The organism is Beduini sp. (genome assembly GCF_047239305.1).
GTDB lineage: Bacteria > Bacillota_I > Bacilli_A > Erysipelotrichales > Coprobacillaceae > Beduini.
Genome location: NZ_JBKTEM010000010.1, coordinates 1 through 17,601, shown reverse-complemented (window position 1 = coordinate 17,601; position 17,601 = coordinate 1). Strand labels below are relative to the sequence as shown.

At 34.8% G+C, this 17,601-nt stretch carries 19 protein-coding genes; 3 read left to right on the top strand and 16 right to left on the bottom strand.

The window, feature by feature from the left end; all coding sequences use genetic code 11:
- Positions 1 to 6: 6 nt before the first annotated feature.
- Both ACLRVU_RS12025 and ACLRVU_RS12020 read right to left on the bottom strand, forming a co-directional pair.
- Positions 7 to 645, bottom strand: a complete 639-nt coding sequence (locus ACLRVU_RS12025) for an ABC-2 transporter permease (protein WP_412892037.1) — start codon at positions 643 to 645, stop codon at positions 7 to 9.
- A 1-nt stretch (position 646) separates the two neighbouring features.
- Entirely contained in the window at positions 647 to 1,504 is an 858-nt protein-coding gene (locus ACLRVU_RS12020; protein ID WP_412892036.1) for an ABC transporter ATP-binding protein, read from the bottom strand.
- 167 nt (positions 1,505 to 1,671) lie between these two features.
- On the opposite strand from ACLRVU_RS12020, the gene ACLRVU_RS12015 reads away from it, so the two are divergent.
- Complete coding sequence (locus tag ACLRVU_RS12015) at positions 1,672 to 2,121, top strand: GNAT family N-acetyltransferase (RefSeq protein ID WP_412892035.1); 450 nt, start codon at positions 1,672 to 1,674, stop codon at positions 2,119 to 2,121.
- A 15-nt stretch (positions 2,122 to 2,136) separates the two neighbouring features.
- Here ACLRVU_RS12015 and ACLRVU_RS12010 read toward each other — a convergent pair whose 3' ends face one another.
- The 9 genes from ACLRVU_RS12010 to ACLRVU_RS11970 form a co-directional block, all read right to left on the bottom strand.
- A complete protein-coding gene (locus tag ACLRVU_RS12010) occupies positions 2,137 to 2,580 on the bottom strand; it encodes a DUF188 domain-containing protein (RefSeq protein WP_147551040.1) in 444 nt (147 codons plus the stop codon).
- Positions 2,568 to 3,584: a tRNA dihydrouridine synthase DusB gene (gene dusB / locus ACLRVU_RS12005; protein ID WP_147551038.1), complete on the bottom strand. Its 1,017-nt coding sequence runs from the start codon at positions 3,582 to 3,584 to the stop codon at positions 2,568 to 2,570. Before dusB ends, ACLRVU_RS12010 begins: the two co-directional genes overlap by 13 nt.
- Before the next feature lie 224 nt (positions 3,585 to 3,808).
- Positions 3,809 to 4,681 carry an Hsp33 family molecular chaperone HslO gene (gene hslO, locus ACLRVU_RS12000; protein ID WP_412096879.1) on the bottom strand — a complete coding sequence of 291 codons (873 nt, stop codon included), beginning with the start codon at positions 4,679 to 4,681 and terminating at the stop codon, positions 3,809 to 3,811.
- Positions 4,682 to 4,886: 205 nt separating this feature from the next.
- Positions 4,887 to 6,902 (bottom strand): ATP-dependent zinc metalloprotease FtsH, encoded by a 2,016-nt coding sequence (gene ftsH, locus ACLRVU_RS11995; RefSeq protein WP_147551034.1) that lies wholly within the window; start codon positions 6,900 to 6,902, stop codon positions 4,887 to 4,889.
- 11 nt (positions 6,903 to 6,913) lie between these two features.
- Positions 6,914 to 7,447 (bottom strand): hypoxanthine phosphoribosyltransferase, encoded by a 534-nt coding sequence (hpt, locus tag ACLRVU_RS11990; protein ID WP_147551032.1) that lies wholly within the window; start codon positions 7,445 to 7,447, stop codon positions 6,914 to 6,916.
- Positions 7,448 to 7,477: 30 nt separating this feature from the next.
- Positions 7,478 to 8,731, bottom strand: coding sequence for a tRNA lysidine(34) synthetase TilS (gene tilS, locus ACLRVU_RS11985; protein WP_147551030.1), 1,254 nt, complete (start codon positions 8,729 to 8,731; stop codon positions 7,478 to 7,480).
- A 9-nt stretch (positions 8,732 to 8,740) separates the two neighbouring features.
- Complete coding sequence (locus ACLRVU_RS11980; RefSeq protein WP_412096877.1) at positions 8,741 to 9,433, bottom strand: GNAT family N-acetyltransferase; 693 nt, start codon at positions 9,431 to 9,433, stop codon at positions 8,741 to 8,743.
- A gap of 68 nt (positions 9,434 to 9,501) precedes the next feature.
- The gene (locus ACLRVU_RS11975) at positions 9,502 to 11,694 is read right to left on the bottom strand and encodes a SpoIIE family protein phosphatase (RefSeq protein ID WP_147551026.1); all 2,193 of its coding nucleotides are present in this window, start codon (positions 11,692 to 11,694) and stop codon (positions 9,502 to 9,504) included.
- A 94-nt stretch (positions 11,695 to 11,788) separates the two neighbouring features.
- Positions 11,789 to 12,631, bottom strand: coding sequence for an HAD family hydrolase (locus ACLRVU_RS11970; RefSeq protein WP_147551024.1), 843 nt, complete (start codon positions 12,629 to 12,631; stop codon positions 11,789 to 11,791).
- Positions 12,632 to 12,859: 228 nt separating this feature from the next.
- Between ACLRVU_RS11970 and ACLRVU_RS11965 the strand changes: the two genes are divergently transcribed.
- Positions 12,860 to 13,285 (top strand): hypothetical protein, encoded by a 426-nt coding sequence (locus ACLRVU_RS11965; protein ID WP_147551022.1) that lies wholly within the window; start codon positions 12,860 to 12,862, stop codon positions 13,283 to 13,285.
- A gap of 337 nt (positions 13,286 to 13,622) precedes the next feature.
- Here ACLRVU_RS11965 and ACLRVU_RS11960 read toward each other — a convergent pair whose 3' ends face one another.
- Complete coding sequence (locus ACLRVU_RS11960; RefSeq protein ID WP_412096876.1) at positions 13,623 to 13,985, bottom strand: VOC family protein; 363 nt, start codon at positions 13,983 to 13,985, stop codon at positions 13,623 to 13,625.
- Between the two features lie 156 nt (positions 13,986 to 14,141).
- Between ACLRVU_RS11960 and ACLRVU_RS11955 the strand changes: the two genes are divergently transcribed.
- Entirely contained in the window at positions 14,142 to 14,486 is a 345-nt protein-coding gene (locus ACLRVU_RS11955; RefSeq protein ID WP_147550898.1) for an ArsC/Spx/MgsR family protein, read from the top strand.
- Between the two features lie 34 nt (positions 14,487 to 14,520).
- Here the strand turns inward: ACLRVU_RS11955 and rlmH are convergent, their stop codons facing one another.
- From rlmH to ACLRVU_RS11935, 4 genes are all read right to left on the bottom strand, one after another.
- Complete coding sequence (gene rlmH, locus ACLRVU_RS11950) at positions 14,521 to 15,000, bottom strand: 23S rRNA (pseudouridine(1915)-N(3))-methyltransferase RlmH (RefSeq protein WP_147550896.1); 480 nt, start codon at positions 14,998 to 15,000, stop codon at positions 14,521 to 14,523.
- Positions 14,939 to 15,748, bottom strand: a complete 810-nt coding sequence (locus tag ACLRVU_RS11945) for an MBL fold metallo-hydrolase (protein WP_147550894.1) — start codon at positions 15,746 to 15,748, stop codon at positions 14,939 to 14,941. Before ACLRVU_RS11945 ends, rlmH begins: the two co-directional genes overlap by 62 nt.
- 66 nt (positions 15,749 to 15,814) lie before the next feature.
- The gene (gene rpmE, locus ACLRVU_RS11940; RefSeq protein WP_041138092.1) at positions 15,815 to 16,018 is read right to left on the bottom strand and encodes a 50S ribosomal protein L31; all 204 of its coding nucleotides are present in this window, start codon (positions 16,016 to 16,018) and stop codon (positions 15,815 to 15,817) included.
- Positions 16,019 to 16,141: 123 nt separating this feature from the next.
- Complete coding sequence (locus ACLRVU_RS11935) at positions 16,142 to 17,413, bottom strand: UDP-N-acetylglucosamine 1-carboxyvinyltransferase (protein WP_147550892.1); 1,272 nt, start codon at positions 17,411 to 17,413, stop codon at positions 16,142 to 16,144.
- Positions 17,414 to 17,601 lie beyond the last annotated feature (188 nt).

The window sequence follows — 17,601 nt, the reverse complement described above, 5'->3', positions numbered from 1 at the left end:
TGTCAATTAAAATTCTTTCTTATCAAAAATTTTGAGCGAAAACATATAGGAAATTCCTATTGCAATAATAATAACAAAAGGATATATAACAGGGTATTTAGAAAGGATCTCTACAAATTGAACAACACTTTCCATTGAGACATTTAATGCATTTAATATAGCGGCAATTCCAAAAGGAATCACAACGATAGACATCATAACATAACGACCTTTTTCACTTCCATATTTAAATGTGAAGGGAATAACGACTGCTATCACCAGACTGACAATGGATGCAATTAATATATTCGCAAACATATTTCCATCCGCCATAATATCTTTATTTTGAACCAAACTTACAATAACAATAGTTATTGCTCCGATAATCGTCATAAGAAGAACCGTGCTATACGCAAGGATATATTTAGATTTAACAATATCATTTCGCTTGATTGGCAAGGTCATTGCGTAGTGATCCCATTCTACTCTTTCATCATATCCAAATGTAGCTAAAATAAGAACAATGCTCAGCATCTGAATATATCCGGTAAAGAAAGCCGGTGATTCATTCATAATACTGATAACCAAGAAAACAGCACACATTAAGCCAACAGATTTAGCATAAGATTTCAAATTTATTAGATCTTTAAACATTAATCCTGTCATTTTATTTTCCTCCCTTACTATGGTATCTCATGATTTGATCAAGATTCACACGTTCAAATATTAATTCCGGATAGGCTTCCTGAATATCTGATTTATTTTCTACCAATGCTTCAACGCCAAACTGATTTTTTTCATACCCTAAGCAAAGCTGTGAGTCAAAATGACTAAATTGTTCTGCCGTCATTTTAACAATAGCAAAGTTATCTCTGATTTCATCCTTTTCCTTATTAAAGACTATTTGTCCATGGTCAATATAAACAACATAATCCGCAATCTGCTCAATATCACTGGTAATATGACTCGAAAAGATGATGCCATGTTCTTCATCACTGACAAAATCAGAGAAGATATCCAAAATTTCACCTCGAACTACAGGATCTAATCCGCTGGTAGGTTCATCTAATATAAGTAACTTTGGATCACACGCCAATGCAGTCACGATTGACAGCTTCATTTTCATTCCTTTTGAAAAAGTTTTTATTTTCTGTTTTCTAGGCAGTCCAAAATGCTCTGTGTAATCATAAAACTTCGTTTCATTAAATTTTGGGTGCATTCTTCTGATGATGTCTGCCACATCTTTGATTTCTATATGATCTCCAAACGGACACTGCTCAAAAACTACTCCAAGCTCTTTTTTTACATCCTTTTCGGCATTATTCATATTTTGCCCGAGTATTAAAACTTCGCCGCTGTCGATATGCATCATATTCAAGATACACTTTAAGAAGGTTGTTTTACCGGCACCATTTTCACCGATCAATCCTAAAACCAAACCACCGTCTAACTTCACATTTATATTTTTTAACTGAAAATTAGGAAAACGCTTGTTTAAATTTTTTACTGATAGTAACTGTGTCATTTTCATCTCTCCTTATATATTGTATATATCGTATATATACAATATAATGTTATATCTATTATTTGTCAATAGATTTATAAAACAATATTAAATTTTTAATAGAGAGACTATCAGTACTATTGACTTCCTATCAGAACTATATATAAATTAAAGAAAAGGAGATTTTTATGATTGAAATTAGAAAAGCATGTATACATGACGCTGAAGATTTGAAAGAACTTTATTTAAAACATTTAACGTCAACACCATCGCAAGAGCCACAGGATATTGATGTTTGGAAAAAGATGATAGCCTCATTTGAGAAAGATCCTTATTACCACTTGCTTGTCGGAATCAAAGATCAGCATGTTGTATCATCAGTCACCCTTATTATTATTCAAAATTTAACACATAACCATCGTCCTTATGCCCTCATTGAAAACGTTGTTACACATAGTGATTATCGTGGTCAACATTATGCTTCTATGCTGATTGATCAAGCAGTCACGATTGCAAAAGAGGCAGATTGTTATAAAGTGATGCTGATGACTGGTTCCAAAGAAAAAAGTACACTTAACTTTTATAAAGACTGTGGTTTTGATTCTAATGCAAAAAAAGCTTTTTTAAAAAATCTGTAAAAAAATTGAAACCAGTTACTGATTGGTTTCAATTAATAGCAGAAGCTGCTCATAAAAATGTTCATCATCTTCTCGAGTTCGTTTTTTCGGTCCGCGTAAGTGGACTTTTTGTTTGGATTGGCGCTGTTTTTTACTCACATAGCGACCAAACAGCATTTCTTCAATATTATCATTATCATAGATACGCCCATCAGGATGCAAGGCTTTTGCCTCTTTAGATAAGACGAGGGTTGCTAAACCATAATCTTGTGTAATTACAATATCTCCTTTGCTGACTGCTTTTAGTAAGGCAAAATCAACGGCATCTGCTCCCTGATCAATGATATGTACCCTTCCAATGTCACTGTATAAGGCATGATTCATATCACAGAAAATATCCAGTTCCAAATGTTTTTCTTGCACCATCTCTTCAACAATACTTAATACAGGGCAGGCATCTCCATCAACTAAGAGTCGCATTGTTTATCCCATTTCTCAATAATACTTTTATCTCCGGTGTTTAAATACTGCGAATAATCGTTTAAGATTTCTTCTAATTGCTGATATGTTTCAATCTTTGACAATTGATTTTTAACGTAGCTTGAAGATTTAACCCCTTTTATATACCAAGGTGCGTGTCCGCGCATTTCGCGAATCGCTAAACGCTCTCCCTCAAATTCAATCAGTTCCCGAGCATGTTTTAAACATTGTTCAATTCTTTCCTCATAGGTTGGATCAGCAAGCTCAATTCCGTTTTCTACATAAGCCACCATCTGCTGAATAACCCATGGGTTTCCTAATGCCGCACGTCCCACCATAACTGCATCCACACCGGTTTCGTCTAACATGCGCTGCGCATCCTTTGCTGTTTTGACATCTCCGTTTCCAATAACAGGAATGCTCACAGCATCTTTAACTTGTTTAATAATGCTCCAATCTGCTTTTCCTTCATACATTTGAGAACGAGTTCGTCCATGAATAGCGATCGCACTAGCTCCTGCTTTTTCAATCAGTTTTGCTACTTCCACTGCATTAATATGATCAAAATCAAAGCCACTGCGAATTTTAACCGTTACCGGCTTACTTACTGCCTCTACCGTTGCTTTAACAATATCGTATATTTTATCAGGATAAAGCAAAAGCTTACTTCCGGCATCTGACTTTAATACTTTATTCACCGGACATCCCATATTAATATCAATAATATCACAATTAGAATGCTGATCAATAAATTGAGCGGCTTCCACGATTGATTCCTTATCCCCGCCAAATACCTGCATACTAATTGGATGCTCACTTTCATCTACTTGAAGCATTTCTAATGTTTTTTTATTTCCATATATAATCGCTTTATCACTTACCATCTCGGAATAAACAAGTCCGGCTCCGAATGATTTAATAATCTTACGAAACGCAATATTCGTGATACCTGCCAAGGGTGCCATAATAATTCTATTTTTAATCTCTACATTACCAATATGCATGTTTTCACTTCCTTCATTTTTATACTTAACAAATTATAATATATTTTTAAAAATATGCAAAAACAAATGTATAATAACTTTTTAATTGGGGCATAATTAGTACAGATAACTTACCGATTCCCCTCTATTTTTCCTCCCCCAATTTAAAATAGACGTAAGTTATCTAATCATTAGTTTATTCCTAATATAGTGCAAAACCAGCTTAATGCTGGTTTTGTATTTTTTTATTTAATTGAATCACGAATTGCTGACAGTTCTTCTTCATTAAACTGATATGCCGTATTACAGAAATGACATTTGATTTCACATCCATGATCTTCATCGATCATAGCCGTTAATTCATCTTTACCTATACTGTATAAGGCCTCTGCCATTCTTTCTCTTGAACAGTCACATTCAAAAGATAGGTCTTGATGATCCAGTATTTTAACATCAGGAAAAATCATCTCTAAGATTTGTTCCGGAGTTTTTCCTTCATGGATTAAAGCAGAAACAGCAGGGAAATCCTTCATTTTTTCTTCAATGTACTCAATATCCTCATCTGTTGCATCAGGCAGTAATTGAATAATAAAACCTCCGCTTGCTAATATCTCATTTGTATCATTTACTAAGACACCTACTGAAACGACAGAAGGAACTTGTTCACTGGCTGCAAAATAATAAGAGAAATCATCACCGATTTCACCGGTCTGCAAAGCTACACGACCGCTGAATGCTTCTCTAAGCTGCATATCACGTACCACTTCCAAATAGCCTTCTTTTCCAACTGCAACGCCTACCGCTAATTTTCCAGTATCATTATAAGTATAATGAACTTCCGGATTTGCAACGAAGCCTTTGACCTTACCATCACCTTTAGTGCTGCAGATCATCGTTCCGATCGGACCGCCGCCATTAATTGTACATGATAAGCTCTTTTCGCTTTTCATCATGCTTCCCATCATTAAAACCACAGACATCATTCTTCCTAATGCTGCAGAGGCAGTAGGCCAAAGTCCATGTTTTTGTCTTGCTTCTTCTAAAAGGTTCGTCGTAGAACAAGCAAATACGCGTACATTTTTACTGTCTACTATCCCTCTTACTAAATAATCTTTCATACTATCCTCCAAATAAGATAATCAAAGCCGTAATTAGGCTGGGAACGACCATTGCGAAAATGATCATGATTACCAAGAATTTATTTACTTTTTTACGATTGTTTTTTGTCATTGTTATCACCTATCTCATTATATACAAAAGTACTTGTAAAAAAAAGTAATTATTGAAATTAATAAGGAGCTGGCTTCGCCAACCCCAAATCTATTATTTCATATCATCAATTAAATCATCTAAATCTTCATAAGAAACAGGCTTGCGCACTCTTGGTTCTTCAGCCGGTGCAGTTTCACTTTCCTCTGCTTTTTTTTCTTCTTCCTGATCACCGAATGTAATTTCAGCAGGTAAAATAACATCTGTACCATTTGCTGTCTTACCACTGACTTCCGGCATTTTGCCCGTTGTATATAAAGCTTCAATTTGTTCGTTTGCTAACGTCTCATATTCTAATAAAGCAGCAGCAATCAATTCTAACTTATCCTTATTTTCATTAATAATACGCGTACATTCTTTATAGCATTCATCTATAATCTTACGTACCTGCTGATCGATTTCAAAGGCAACCTGCCCAGAATGATCGTTATTCGTTGAAGTATAGTCTCTTCCTAAGAACACAGAATCTTGTCCGCTACCATATTTGATTGGACCTAATTCAGACATTCCCAGTTCAGTAACCATTAAACGAGCTAAACGTGTTGCTTGTTCAATATCATTTTGTGCCCCTGAGCTTACATCGCCAAAGAAGATTTCTTCAGCTACACGTCCACCCATAAATCCGGTAATACTAGCCTCTAATTGACTTTTTGTTTGGAAGTAGGTTTCTTCTTTAGGAGTCATCAGGTTATACCCACCGGCATTTCCACGTGGAATAATGGTTACCTTTTGTACCTTATTGGCATCTTCCAATGTTAACCCGATAATAGCGTGGCCTGCTTCATGGTAAGCCACCAATTTACGTTCTTTTTCAGTATATTTACGTGACTTTTTAGCTGGTCCGCCGATAACACGGTCGATCCCTTCATCAATATCATCCATTGTTATAACATCGCGTCCTAAACGAACTGCTAATAAAGCGGCTTCATTTAATACGTTCTGTAATTCGGCACCGCTGAATCCTGGTGTACGAGCCGCAATATTATCAAAGTTTACATCTGCTGCAAACTTTTTATTTCTGGCATGTACCTGCAAGATTTGTGCACGTGCACGTTTATCCGGATTTGCTACCTGAATTTGACGGTCAAATCGACCTGGTCTCAATAATGCAGGATCTAATACATCCGCACGGTTTGTTGCCGCTAAAATGATAATTCCTTCATTTCCGGCAAATCCGTCCATTTCAACTAATAGCTGGTTCAATGTTTGTTCACGTTCATCGTGTCCGCCACCGATACCACTACCTCTTTGTCGTCCTACAGCATCAATTTCATCAATAAAGATGATACATGGTGCATTTTCTTTTGCTTTTTTAAACATATCTCTAACTCTGCCGGCACCAACTCCGACAAACATTTCGACGAATTCAGAACCTGAAATAGAGAAGAATGGTACATTAGCCTCTCCGGAAACCGCTCTAGCAAGCAATGTCTTTCCGGTACCTGGCGGCCCTACCAATAATACCCCTTTAGGAATTTTTGCGCCCATAGCGGCAAATTTCTTAGGGTTTTTAAGGAACTCCACTAATTCTTTCAATTCTTCTTTTTCTTCATCAGCACCCGCTACATCTGTAAAACGTGTCTTTTGATCTTTTTCTAATTTTGCTCTTGAATTACCAAATTCAAAGGCTTTCGCGTTTCCGCCACCGCCACCGATTTTAGTCATCATAAAGAACATAACACCAATCAACAGAATAGTCGGCAAGAAGGTCATAATGACAGACATGAACATTCCATCACCGGAAGCATCACGTACTGTATACAACGTTCCGCTTGCTGCCAAAGCTGCCTGCAATTCGTTCATCTGAGTTTCTGTATTCGGTAAAGTGACTGAGAATTTAACTGGTTTCCCGTCTTCTTTATATACCCCCGTCATACTGATTACGAGATCACTTGGTGTAATTTCAGCTTCTTCAATCTTTGTTCCGCTTTCTACCAATGCTTCATATTCGCTAGTCGTTAATGTCTTGCTTGTACTAGGATTAAGCATGGTATATGCAGCACCAATTAAGATTAACAGTAACAGCCAAGGCAATATCGTTTTAATTAAACTCGTTGGTTTACTTTTCATACACTTCTCCTTTACTTATAACATGACTCTTTTAATACCCCTACGTAAGGTAATTGTCTATAATTCTCATTAAAATCCAAACCAAATCCGATAACGAATTCATTTGGACAAACAAAACCATAAAAATCCGCTTTAAAATCGAATGTACGTCCTTCTACTTTATCTAATAAAGTCACCACCGTAACATCCTTTGCACCTCGGTCAACCAGTAATTTTTTCACATTTGACAATGTTTTACCGGTATCCAAAATATCTTCAATAATTAAAACATGTTCTCCTTCGACACTTGCTTCTAAATCATGTTTAATCTTTAATTCCTTAGATTCCACACCATCATAACTGCTCGCCTGCATGAAGTTCATCGTCAATGGTGTCTGCAGATGTTTACACAGCTCTGCCATAAAAGGAATAGATCCTTTCAGTAAGCCTACCGTAAAAATATGATCTGCATCTTTATAAAAGTCATCTATCTGACATGCAAGTTCCTTACATTTTTCAACTATCTGTTCTTCTGAGAATAAAATACGCTCTACATCCTTATGCATCCCTAAAAATACCTCCAGTAAATTTATTATTCATTTTACCACAAAAACGTTCGCTTTTGTATCCATATACCTCAAGTTTTTCACAATATGAGGAATTAGCAGAATCTCACCATTTTTATTTAATAAAATCGGCCAAGTCATACGTTGAATCTGCGGTATTTTATTATCAATGAATAATCGGCTGACTTTCTTATGTCCAAACTTTGTATGAACGATGTCACCTGGTCTAAAATTACGAATCGTGATAGGGTAATCCTCTTTAGATAAATAAATGCCTTCATTAAGCTGTCCACTTGCCGCCAATTCAAAATAGTCGCATTCAAACTCGTAAAAATGAGTAAAACAATACTCATAATTCACCTTCTCGCCACTTGTTTGAATGTATCCATTATCGTATTCTTTTATGAACCTAAGATTAACTGGCAGAGTTATTTTTAAATTTGGACGGTTATTTTTTATTACCTTTAAAATTTCACCGATTAACATCTTAGAAATACGCTTACTAGGCAAATACATTTCTAAATATCGATGAACAACTTCAGGTAAGTCCGCTTCATCCAGATTTTTAAAATAAAGACGCTGATCAATCAGATGCGTTTGTAACAATAATTTGCTTCGTTCTCTTTTTAGATGTAATGCTTCATTATGTGCTTTAGCCTCTATCAATAGCCATTCTTTTTCCTGATCTGTCATTTTCGGCAGAACAACATTGCGAATATAATCACGCTTATAATGTGTTTCAAAATTAGTATAGTCATCATGATATTCAATATTATATTTATGGCTGTATTCCATAATTTCTTTTTTTGTCACATCTAAAAAAATACGATAAACCTGATTTCCTCGAACTTCACTTTCATCTTTGATGCCCCAATAAAGTTCTTCTCCGCCACGCTCTTTTTGCATGAGGATCGTTTCGTAGACATCATCTTTATGATGACCCAAAAATACTTTATTAGTATGGTAAATTTTACCAATTTCAAAATAAAAATCATAGCGAATATGGCGGGCTAGCTGCTGAAAGTTATCTTTTTGATATTTATCTACTTCTTTATAGTAAAAAGCAATATGACGTAATTTGCAGAAATCACTGACAATTTGATAATCTTTGTCCGTCTCTGCTTTAGGTCGCAAACGATAATTCACGTGGCAAACAATGACTTGATATCCTTCTTTATATAAAATATCTAATAAACACATCGAATCACACCCGCCGGATACCCCTACAATATATGGAATATCTTTAGGATACTGTTTTAAACGCTGTTTTAACTTTGCTTCCATATTTTCTCCTTACATCAGCCAAATAATCGCTGTATCTGATTTAATCGCTCCCGCCTTTATATGTAAATGCAAAGAAGCTTCATTTTGTATTTCTACCTGTGAGTAAGCTGTCCAGCCCCTGTTTTGATATTGAACGCACATATAGTTAAGTAAATATGTCGCATAGTGCTTGCGTTTATATTCAGGCAAAATCTCTAAAAGCCCCATGCTGCCATCCGTATGGCGCCCTATGAAACCAGCCAAGGTCTCATTTTCATAAAGTCCAAACATCCAGCCGCTGGCAATAATTTCTTGAATATATTCCGGATCACTGTCATGGCTGTAATATTGGCATACCTTCTTCGTATCTGTCATCGCTCTAATTTCCAATTGCCCGGGCAATGTCATTAACTCTGTTTTAGGAAATATCTCCTGATAGCATTCCAATCGTTCATTCACTTTAAAATATTTTCTAACAACAGGTTCCAGGTCTCTTTGATGAATAACAATCCCTGTCCCTGCTTTCAAATGCTGCCTAATTAACTCTTCTCCAAGATTTAAGTCCTCTGTAGTAAGCATATATATTTTTGCTGTTTCATTGAACAGCAAAACACCTTTATCACTGGCAAACACTAATTGATTACGTTCATGACGCATCGTTTCTAGCATATCAATATGTAACTGTTCATTTTTTAATAAATAATCTAATGCGATCTTTTTCATCATGACCTCCTAGCATTGCTTCTATTATTATAGTCGATTAAGCAATTGAATAAAAGAAAAAGTAGAGGTTAGCCCTCTACTCTCATAACAAGCAGTGTCACATCATCAATTGCCGAAGCTTCTTCTAGGGAGGTAGAGAAGGTGGAAGCAATCATTTGTGGATTTTGCTTATTATGTTCAATGATATAATCAATAATGCGAGTTTCTTCGCCTTCATCGATTCCATCACTTAACATCACAATATAGTCACCAATACGCAATTCATATTTCTCATGTTTGGTTTCAACTTCACTCATGATTCCTATTGGCAGCGTACGGCCTTCAATTTCAACGATCGCTTCATCCCTGATAATAAAGGAATGCATGCTGCCGTTTTTATAAAATTCTATTTCATTTTTATACGGGTTAAACACAGCTAAATCTAAAGTAGTAAACATATCTGAGCGGTTTTTAATTTTTAGAAGCGCATTCATAGTGGTAATACTTTTTTCAATACCCACTCCAGTCTTAATCAGTTTCTGTAAAACATCAAGCAGGAATGAACTTTCATCATAAGCTACTTTACCGTGTCCCATACCATCACTGATAGCCAGTACATTTTTATTGCCGTAATCAAACACAGCATACTGATCCCCACAGTATTTATCATCCTTTGAAGATTGAAAAACTCCATAGGTTAAATAAGATAATGTTTTATTTTCTAATACTAAATGAACATACCCCTTGTGTTTTGGAATTGTTTGCTTTTTTAAACGGAAGGTTGTATTGTACCCTAAATTCAACAATGGAATTAAATCATCAATCACCTCATTAGCCGTAATATTTTTAACACCTAAATCAAGCTCATACTGATTGTTGGCAATCGTTTCACAATGCAGATATTCCACATCAAAATGATAGCCCTTCAACAGATCCATGACATAATCATCTTGACTGGTGTATTGATTCGTTAAATTGTTTTGGAAATCTGTCAGCATACTTGAAACAACCATTAGCTGTTCATATAGATTTTTCTTCAACAAATCATATTCTTTATTCATTTTTTCCTGCTGTTCAAATAGAGTCGTCTCTACTTTCAGCTGATCTTTATATTGCTTAGCATTTAAACAATAGTTCTGCACATATTTCATCTCATGAAGCTGCAGCTTGGTATCTAAACCTTTCATAAATAACTTAATTAAACGATGGTTTCCGTTATATCGATCGAAACATTGATCTTTACAAGTACATTCTTTACAGACTTCATCATATAGGTGTCCTACATAAAGTTTAGTGTTGGTCGGTGTTGTCTCGATTTGGAAAGAAGAGGTGATTTTATTGAACAACTCACTAAATTCCAATACTTTTCTTTTCATTTTTCCACGATCGTTTTCTAACTGAGCAGAAGTTGATAAACGTGCTTCAAGCGCACTGTTTTTAATAGCTGGAACGATCAAGAATATTAAGGTGGCAATACCGATTTTTATAGCTTGTATTTTTAAGGTTTCTATTGATAAAAATGGAATCCATGCATTAGATAAGATGAATAAGAAAGCAAATATAAATTTATTTTTGGGCTTGTAGACATTAAATACAATCATCGGGAACATCATCGTGACTAAGTCATAAACGCTGCCCAGCTGCATAAATATAAATAAGAATAAAGAAAACAGTCCTAAATACGATGCACTTGTTAAAGAGAGACTGTAGGCTGAATAAAGAATGATTGCATAAACGAGTGTTAAAACCAGATTAGCATTATAAGGAACCACATTCATTAAAGCTACAATCAACAATGACAGCAGCAATGTATATTCCCGTTTTGTTACCTTTCTTGCATGGGTATGTACAAAGAAATTAGTAAGTTCTAAATTTATGGTTTGTAACATATATTGGGATAAGAGAATAAGTAAGCTCTCACTAATTCCCGCAATCGAGAAATCAAAATACATTAAGTTGATATAGATCCCGATTAATAACGATACCACAATGGGAACTAGAAAACTTTTTAATAAATGAAGCAGATTGGTTAATTCCAATAATACATATATTCCTACGCTTAGGATCACTAAAGGAACATTAAAAGATAATCCCATCGCTACAAAATACATTAAAACAAATTCATAACCTGATACATAAGCGATAGAAAGCATGGTCATCCCTAATAACCCTTTTATCCCAAAAAGCGGTACCTGGCTAAGTAAACCGACGATAATAAAAAATATACCCTTTCTTACTAGATTTTTGACTTTTTTCATCTCAATAGACTTTGTTAGTTGCATGATTCTCACCTCAACTTGAATTATATAGATATGGTTCGTAGTTATTTGTCATATTAGGTAAGAAATAAAAAAAAACTATGAAAATTTTCCATAGTTAGATTAATTTGAGTTTTTTTAGGTGTTTATAGATTCCATCATGGTCAGGTTCTTCAAAAAGATCATCAGCTAATTCTTTCAGCATGTCAGAAGATTTTTCAGATACAACACTATACCCTGCAACCTGAAGCATCTCATAGTCGTTCATGCTGTCCCCATAGCCAATACTGTCGTCAATAGGTATACCGTAGTATTCAGTGACAAATTTTACCCCATCGCCTTTAGTACAATGCTTTAATATGATTTCCCCATTGATGTAGCTTTCTTTAGGATCACTAAAGATCACAATATTAAAGAATTCTTTCAGAAAGGATTCACATTGAAAGAACTTTTCTTTATCCGGAGAAATAAAACACATCTTCATTACTGGTGTTGTCATTATATCAAAATCCTTTAACGTTTTACGTCTGAAGTTTTTCTCACGGTCTTCAAACGTACGTGCCAGTTCAAGATTATCTTTAAACTTTTCTTTATTGATTGTATCAAAAAAATTTTTAATTCCCGGTGCCTGATAAATAGCTTCCTTTGTTTCCAATGAAAATAAAACCTGATGATTAGTGAACAGCAGCATAATTTCACTTAATAAATATTGATTAATAAAATTCTCAAAAACATAGTCACCGCCAATTTTAATCAGTCCGCCAGCTGATGCTACTACCCCGTCAAACCCAATGTCTGTTAATGAAGGCTCAATTGAAGCAGGTGCGCGTCCCGTACATAAAAAGGCTAAATGCCCATTTTCTCTTAGCAAATGAATTGCTTCTTTATTTTTTTCAGTTATTTTTCTGGAAGCCCCAACTAAGGTTCCATCGATATCAAAAAACACTATCTTTTTATTCATGGAATTCCCCCTTTTGTATTATTATAATCATTTTTATTTTTTTCTTGTCGCTTTTTTACGATATGAAAATTAACGTTTGATTAGACTATGTAAGGTTCTTTTTAAATCTCTATTTGTTTACCTGGTTTCCCACATTAGCTTTATTTATAATTTTTATTCATTATCGGCAAAATTATCATTTATAGTGATAATTGTAGTATAATAAAGATATATAGGAGGAATAGCATAATGAAAAAGGGATTCTCATTATTATTAGTTGCAGTATTGTTGTTTGGAATAGCTGGATGTAGTCCAAAAGACGACGGAAAGAAAGAGACAAATACCGATACACCAACAAAAGAAGAAACTAATAAAGAGCTGTCTTTTGATACGATAAAGAAAGTATATGAGGATAACGGCTATACAATCAGTGAAGAAACCGAAATGGCGGCGTCAATGATTGGCGCTAAAAGTGGATTTAAATATAAAACAGACAAGGGCAGTTTAGAATTTTACGAATTTGATAAGACAAGTGATGCCTATAAAAAAGCTGAATCAGAGGGAATCATTACACTTGAAGGCTTTGGTGATTTTGAAATAGTGGTAAACAATGGCTTTGCGATAATGAAAACTGAATATAATGAAGAAGCTGTAAAACTATTTCAGTCTCTATAAAAACAAGTCTTAGATGATTTGACAAAATTAAGTTTTATGTTCATTTTCTTCTTAACTTTAATTAAAGGAGATGATTAATATGTATGATGAATATGGTTTATTTTTCAACATTCTTCAACTAATAGCTCTCTATTTATATCATTTAGGCAGTAAAACTCAAAAAAAGCATTATTACACATGGACTGGTTTAATATACCTTATTTCGGTATTTCTGAGAATTGTTCATTACACCATAATTACACTTGTATTATTTGTGGTTCAAATTTTGGTTATAATGGTGTATTCAGCAAAAAAGAAATAGTTATCAGATTAAAAAAGTGCCTTATTATAGGCACTTTTAACGTTTTGGTAAAATCTCAAACCAGTAGTCATCAGGATCATGAATAAAATACAATCCCATTGCTGTATTTTCAAAACAGATGCATCCCATTTTTTCATGCAAAGCATGAGCCGCATCATAATCCTCTACGGTAAAACAAATATGACTCTCATTTTCTCCCAGTTCATATGGCTGCGGGTGATCGTTCAGGCAAGTTAACTCTAAGCTAAAAGGCGTTATTCCATCGCCTAAATAGACAAGAGTAAAATGTTCCGTCTCTTTTCTTCTTATTTCCTCTAAGCCCAATGCTTCTTTATAAAAAGCAAGGCTTCGATCTAAATTAGTAACATTAATATTGCAGTGATTAAAGATCGCTTTCATAATATATCGTCCTCCTTTTTTCATAATAGCAAGATTACTCACAATTTAAAAGGACATTGAACAAAAAAATTATAACACCAGTATATTGGTGTTGAATGATAGTTGCTGCCCTGTTCTTAACTTTATTTCCGCTATAATAATCTCGAGGTGATAAAGATGATAACAATGTATATTTCCAACAACCGTTCTTCAAGAAATGCGCGTCAATTTTTTGACGATTACCAGATTCCTGTCATGCAAATTAAAATCAGTTCCAAAATGACTGAGGATGAGATGATTGATATTTTAGAAAAGAATCCCGATGAAGTGACTTCGATCTTATCCATAAAGTCGGATAGTGTACGTTCTTTAGTTCATCACTTTGATCATTTGCGTTTAAGTGAACTAGTCAAAATTCTGATCAGTGATCCTAAACTAATAAAAACACCGATTATATTTGATGATAAACGTTTTTTAGCCGGTTATAACAGTGAGGATATCCGCGCTTTTCTGCCAAGATAGTAAAAATCAAGCAATTGTATCATTGCTTGGTTTTTTATTTATGGTAGGTGTGATTATTCATAATCTTAAAAGAACGGTAGATCTGTTCCAGTAAAAATAAACGAATCATCTGATGTGTAAAAGTCAGTTTAGAAAAGCAAATACGAAAATTACTGCGTGCAACAACATCTTTTGCGAGACCAAGCGATCCCCCGACAACAAAAGTAATCGTGCTTTTCCCTTCAATCATCTTTGTTTCAATTAGTTTAGATAATTGAACAGAGTCTATTTCTTTTCCATGAAGATCCAAAAGAATGACATATTCATCGTCTTTTATTCGATCTAAGATCTTTCTGCCTTCTTTATCTAAGACCAGCTGTTCATCCGCTAAAGAAGCCTTATCAGAAATTTTTTCATCCTCTAATTCTACTATCTCTATTTTAGTAAAAGCACCTAAACGCTTTTTATATTCATTAATCCCCGCCAACAAGTACTTCTCTTTGATCTTGCCAATACTGACGATCCTGATTTTCAATAGTATCTCCTCCACTTACAACTTCTACTTGGCTCGCAATTTTTATATTATAATTTTCAATATTAATCTGACTGTACTCAAACACTTTACAGTAGCAGTCCATTGCTAATTCCGGAGTATTCGCCTCCTGAGATAAATGAGCTAATACAATGTCCCGTGTCTGATCACCTAAAACTTTGCACATTAAGCGAGCGCTGTAATCGTTTGATAAATGGCCTACATCTGACAAAATACGTTTTTTCAGATAGATGGGACGGGCACTGTTCATCAGCATATCAATATCATGATTGCTTTCAATGATATAATAGTTAGCATTTTCTATGAAGCCCATATTTTTTTTGCTCACATAACCCGTATCAGTCATATAGACAAGCTTTGAAACCGTGTCATTCACAACAAATGCCAGTGGACTGGTTGCATCATGTGAAATAGATAAAGGAGTAATTTCTATATTTTCAAATCCAATTGACTGATAAGGTTTAAGAATATGGCGTGAAGACAGTCCTTCCAAGCATCCTAGACCCGCATATACTATAGAAGGATCAAATATATGTATATTTTTTTTATGGTCACTATGATCATGTGTTAATAAAACGCAGTTTATATCCGATTCACTATACCCCACTTGATTTAAACGCGTCACTAATTGCTTTTTAGAAATACCGCAATCGATCAATATCCCAAAACCATTGCTGTATATAAAGGTACTGTTTCCCTTTGATCCACTCGCTAAAACATGATATTCCATCTTATCGCTCCTTCCGTTAACTCATTATATCACGAAAAAATAAAAAGTGGCAAATCTGCCACTTTATTATTTAAGTCCGTATTTTTTGTTGAATTTATCGATACGTCCATCAGCACTTGCAAAACGTTGTTTTCCTGTATAGAAAGGATGACAGTTTGAACAAGTATCCACACGAATTTCATTTAAAACTGAACCAGTTTCAAATTCAGCTCCGCAAGATGTACATACTGCTTTTACTTTTTTATAATCTGGATGAATTCCTTTTTTCATTGCTCTTTCTCCTTCCGCCTTGAAATTTTTTGTCTAACTCCAAAGTAAGTTACTGAATTATAATAGCATCTTCAATTAAATTTTACAAGTATTATTCAGTATTTTTTATTATAAAGATAGAGATTAATCATCTTCCCGCTCAATTCTGGTAATTCTTGCACCAAGCATAATTAATTTATGATCGATGTTATCATAGCCTCGATCAATATGATAGACATTGCCAATCTCTGTTTCTCCCTCGGCAATCAATGCTGCAATAACTAAAGCAGCACCACAGCGCAGATCAGTCGCACAAACATTCGCTCCTTTTAATTTTGTCTTGCCATTAATATTGGCATAACCTGAATGAATATCAATATCTGCTCCCATTTTATTCAATTCTGCGCAATGTTTGAATCTTTCCGGATAAATGGTCTCCTCTACACTAGATTGCCCCGTAGCCTGTGTTAAAAGCGTTGTTAAAGGCTGCTGTAAGTCGGTAGCAAACCCCGGATAAGGCTGAGTCTTAATATCCACTGCTTTCAAAGAAGACTCTAATCCATAAACAACCACACTATCTCCAGAAACCTCCATTTTAACTCCCATTTCTTTCAATTTAGAAATCAATGAGTCCAAATGCTGAGGAATAACATTCTGTATAACAATTCTTTCACCTGCCGCCGCAGCTAAAATCAAAAAAGTTCCCGCCTCAATGCGGTCAGGGATAATCTCATGATAGCATCCCCCTAAATGATCTACACCTTCAATTGTAATCGTGTCTGTTCCAACACCACGAATCTTAGCCCCCATTTTTGTCAGCATGTTCGCTACATCAATAATTTCCGGCTCTTTAGCCGCATTTTCAATTTCTGTTCTGCCTTTCGCTTTTACAGCCGCTAGCATAATATTAATTGTCGCACCAACAGAGGCGAAATCTAAGTAAATTTTAGTACCTACCAGTTCTTCAGCATAGATTTCATAAGTTCCATCCTCATCACAAGTAATTTTAGCACCTAAAGCTTCAAATCCTTTTAAATGTAAGTCAATTGGACGAGGACCTAAATAACATCCTCCCGGCATTTTCATTTTAACATAGCTAAAACGCCCTAGCAGAGCCCCCATAAAATAATAAGAGGCACGCAATTTATTTACTGCATCACTTACTAAAGGGACACTTTGCAAATGGGTAGGATCCACAATAATGTGATTTTCAAATGTTTCTACATTACAATTTAATTCTCTTAGCAACGTCGCTAAGGCTTCTACATCCGATATTTCAGGCACACCAAAAACAGTTACCGGTCCTTCGGCTAAAACGATTGCAGGAATCAATGCAACAGTCGCATTTTTAGCACCGCTCATCATTACCGTACCATTTAATTTATGCCCACCCTCTATAATAATCTTTTCTGACATAGTAATCTCCTCAATCCTGTCTCTTTATATTTATCACATATAATATTTTTATACTCTTGACTATTATAAATGAAATAGTCAAATAAAACAACTTTATTACTTATTATATGCAGTACTTACTTTTGTGATAAAGAAAAAGGAGGAAACCCTCCTCTCTTCTCTTACCCGGCAATCTGCTATTTTCGCGA

Bases quoted from the DNA above. Each gene is read 5' to 3' on its own strand.
- ACLRVU_RS12025 (WP_412892037.1), bottom strand. From the start codon at position 645: ATGACAGGATTAATGTTTAAAGATCTAATAAATTTGAAATCTTATGCT.
- ACLRVU_RS12020 (WP_412892036.1), bottom strand. From the start codon at position 1,504: ATGACACAGTTACTATCAGTAAAAAATTTAAACAAGCGTTTTCCTAAT.
- ACLRVU_RS12015 (WP_412892035.1), top strand. From the start codon at position 1,672: ATGATTGAAATTAGAAAAGCATGTATACATGACGCTGAAGATTTGAAA.
- ACLRVU_RS12010 (WP_147551040.1), bottom strand. From the start codon at position 2,580: ATGCGACTCTTAGTTGATGGAGATGCCTGCCCTGTATTAAGTATTGTT.
- dusB (WP_147551038.1), bottom strand. From the start codon at position 3,584: ATGCATATTGGTAATGTAGAGATTAAAAATAGAATTATTATGGCACCC.
- hslO (WP_412096879.1), bottom strand. From the start codon at position 4,681: ATGAAAGATTATTTAGTAAGAGGGATAGTAGACAGTAAAAATGTACGC.
- ftsH (WP_147551034.1), bottom strand. From the start codon at position 6,902: ATGAAAAGTAAACCAACGAGTTTAATTAAAACGATATTGCCTTGGCTG.
- hpt (WP_147551032.1), bottom strand. From the start codon at position 7,447: ATGCATAAGGATGTAGAGCGTATTTTATTCTCAGAAGAACAGATAGTT.
- tilS (WP_147551030.1), bottom strand. From the start codon at position 8,731: ATGGAAGCAAAGTTAAAACAGCGTTTAAAACAGTATCCTAAAGATATT.
- ACLRVU_RS11980 (WP_412096877.1), bottom strand. From the start codon at position 9,433: ATGAAAAAGATCGCATTAGATTATTTATTAAAAAATGAACAGTTACAT.
- ACLRVU_RS11975 (WP_147551026.1), bottom strand. From the start codon at position 11,694: ATGCAACTAACAAAGTCTATTGAGATGAAAAAAGTCAAAAATCTAGTA.
- ACLRVU_RS11970 (WP_147551024.1), bottom strand. From the start codon at position 12,631: ATGAATAAAAAGATAGTGTTTTTTGATATCGATGGAACCTTAGTTGGG.
- ACLRVU_RS11965 (WP_147551022.1), top strand. From the start codon at position 12,860: ATGAAAAAGGGATTCTCATTATTATTAGTTGCAGTATTGTTGTTTGGA.
- ACLRVU_RS11960 (WP_412096876.1), bottom strand. From the start codon at position 13,985: ATGAAAGCGATCTTTAATCACTGCAATATTAATGTTACTAATTTAGAT.
- ACLRVU_RS11955 (WP_147550898.1), top strand. From the start codon at position 14,142: ATGATAACAATGTATATTTCCAACAACCGTTCTTCAAGAAATGCGCGT.
- ACLRVU_RS11945 (WP_147550894.1), bottom strand. From the start codon at position 15,748: ATGGAATATCATGTTTTAGCGAGTGGATCAAAGGGAAACAGTACCTTT.
- rpmE (WP_041138092.1), bottom strand. From the start codon at position 16,018: ATGAAAAAAGGAATTCATCCAGATTATAAAAAAGTAAAAGCAGTATGT.
- ACLRVU_RS11935 (WP_147550892.1), bottom strand. From the start codon at position 17,413: ATGTCAGAAAAGATTATTATAGAGGGTGGGCATAAATTAAATGGTACG.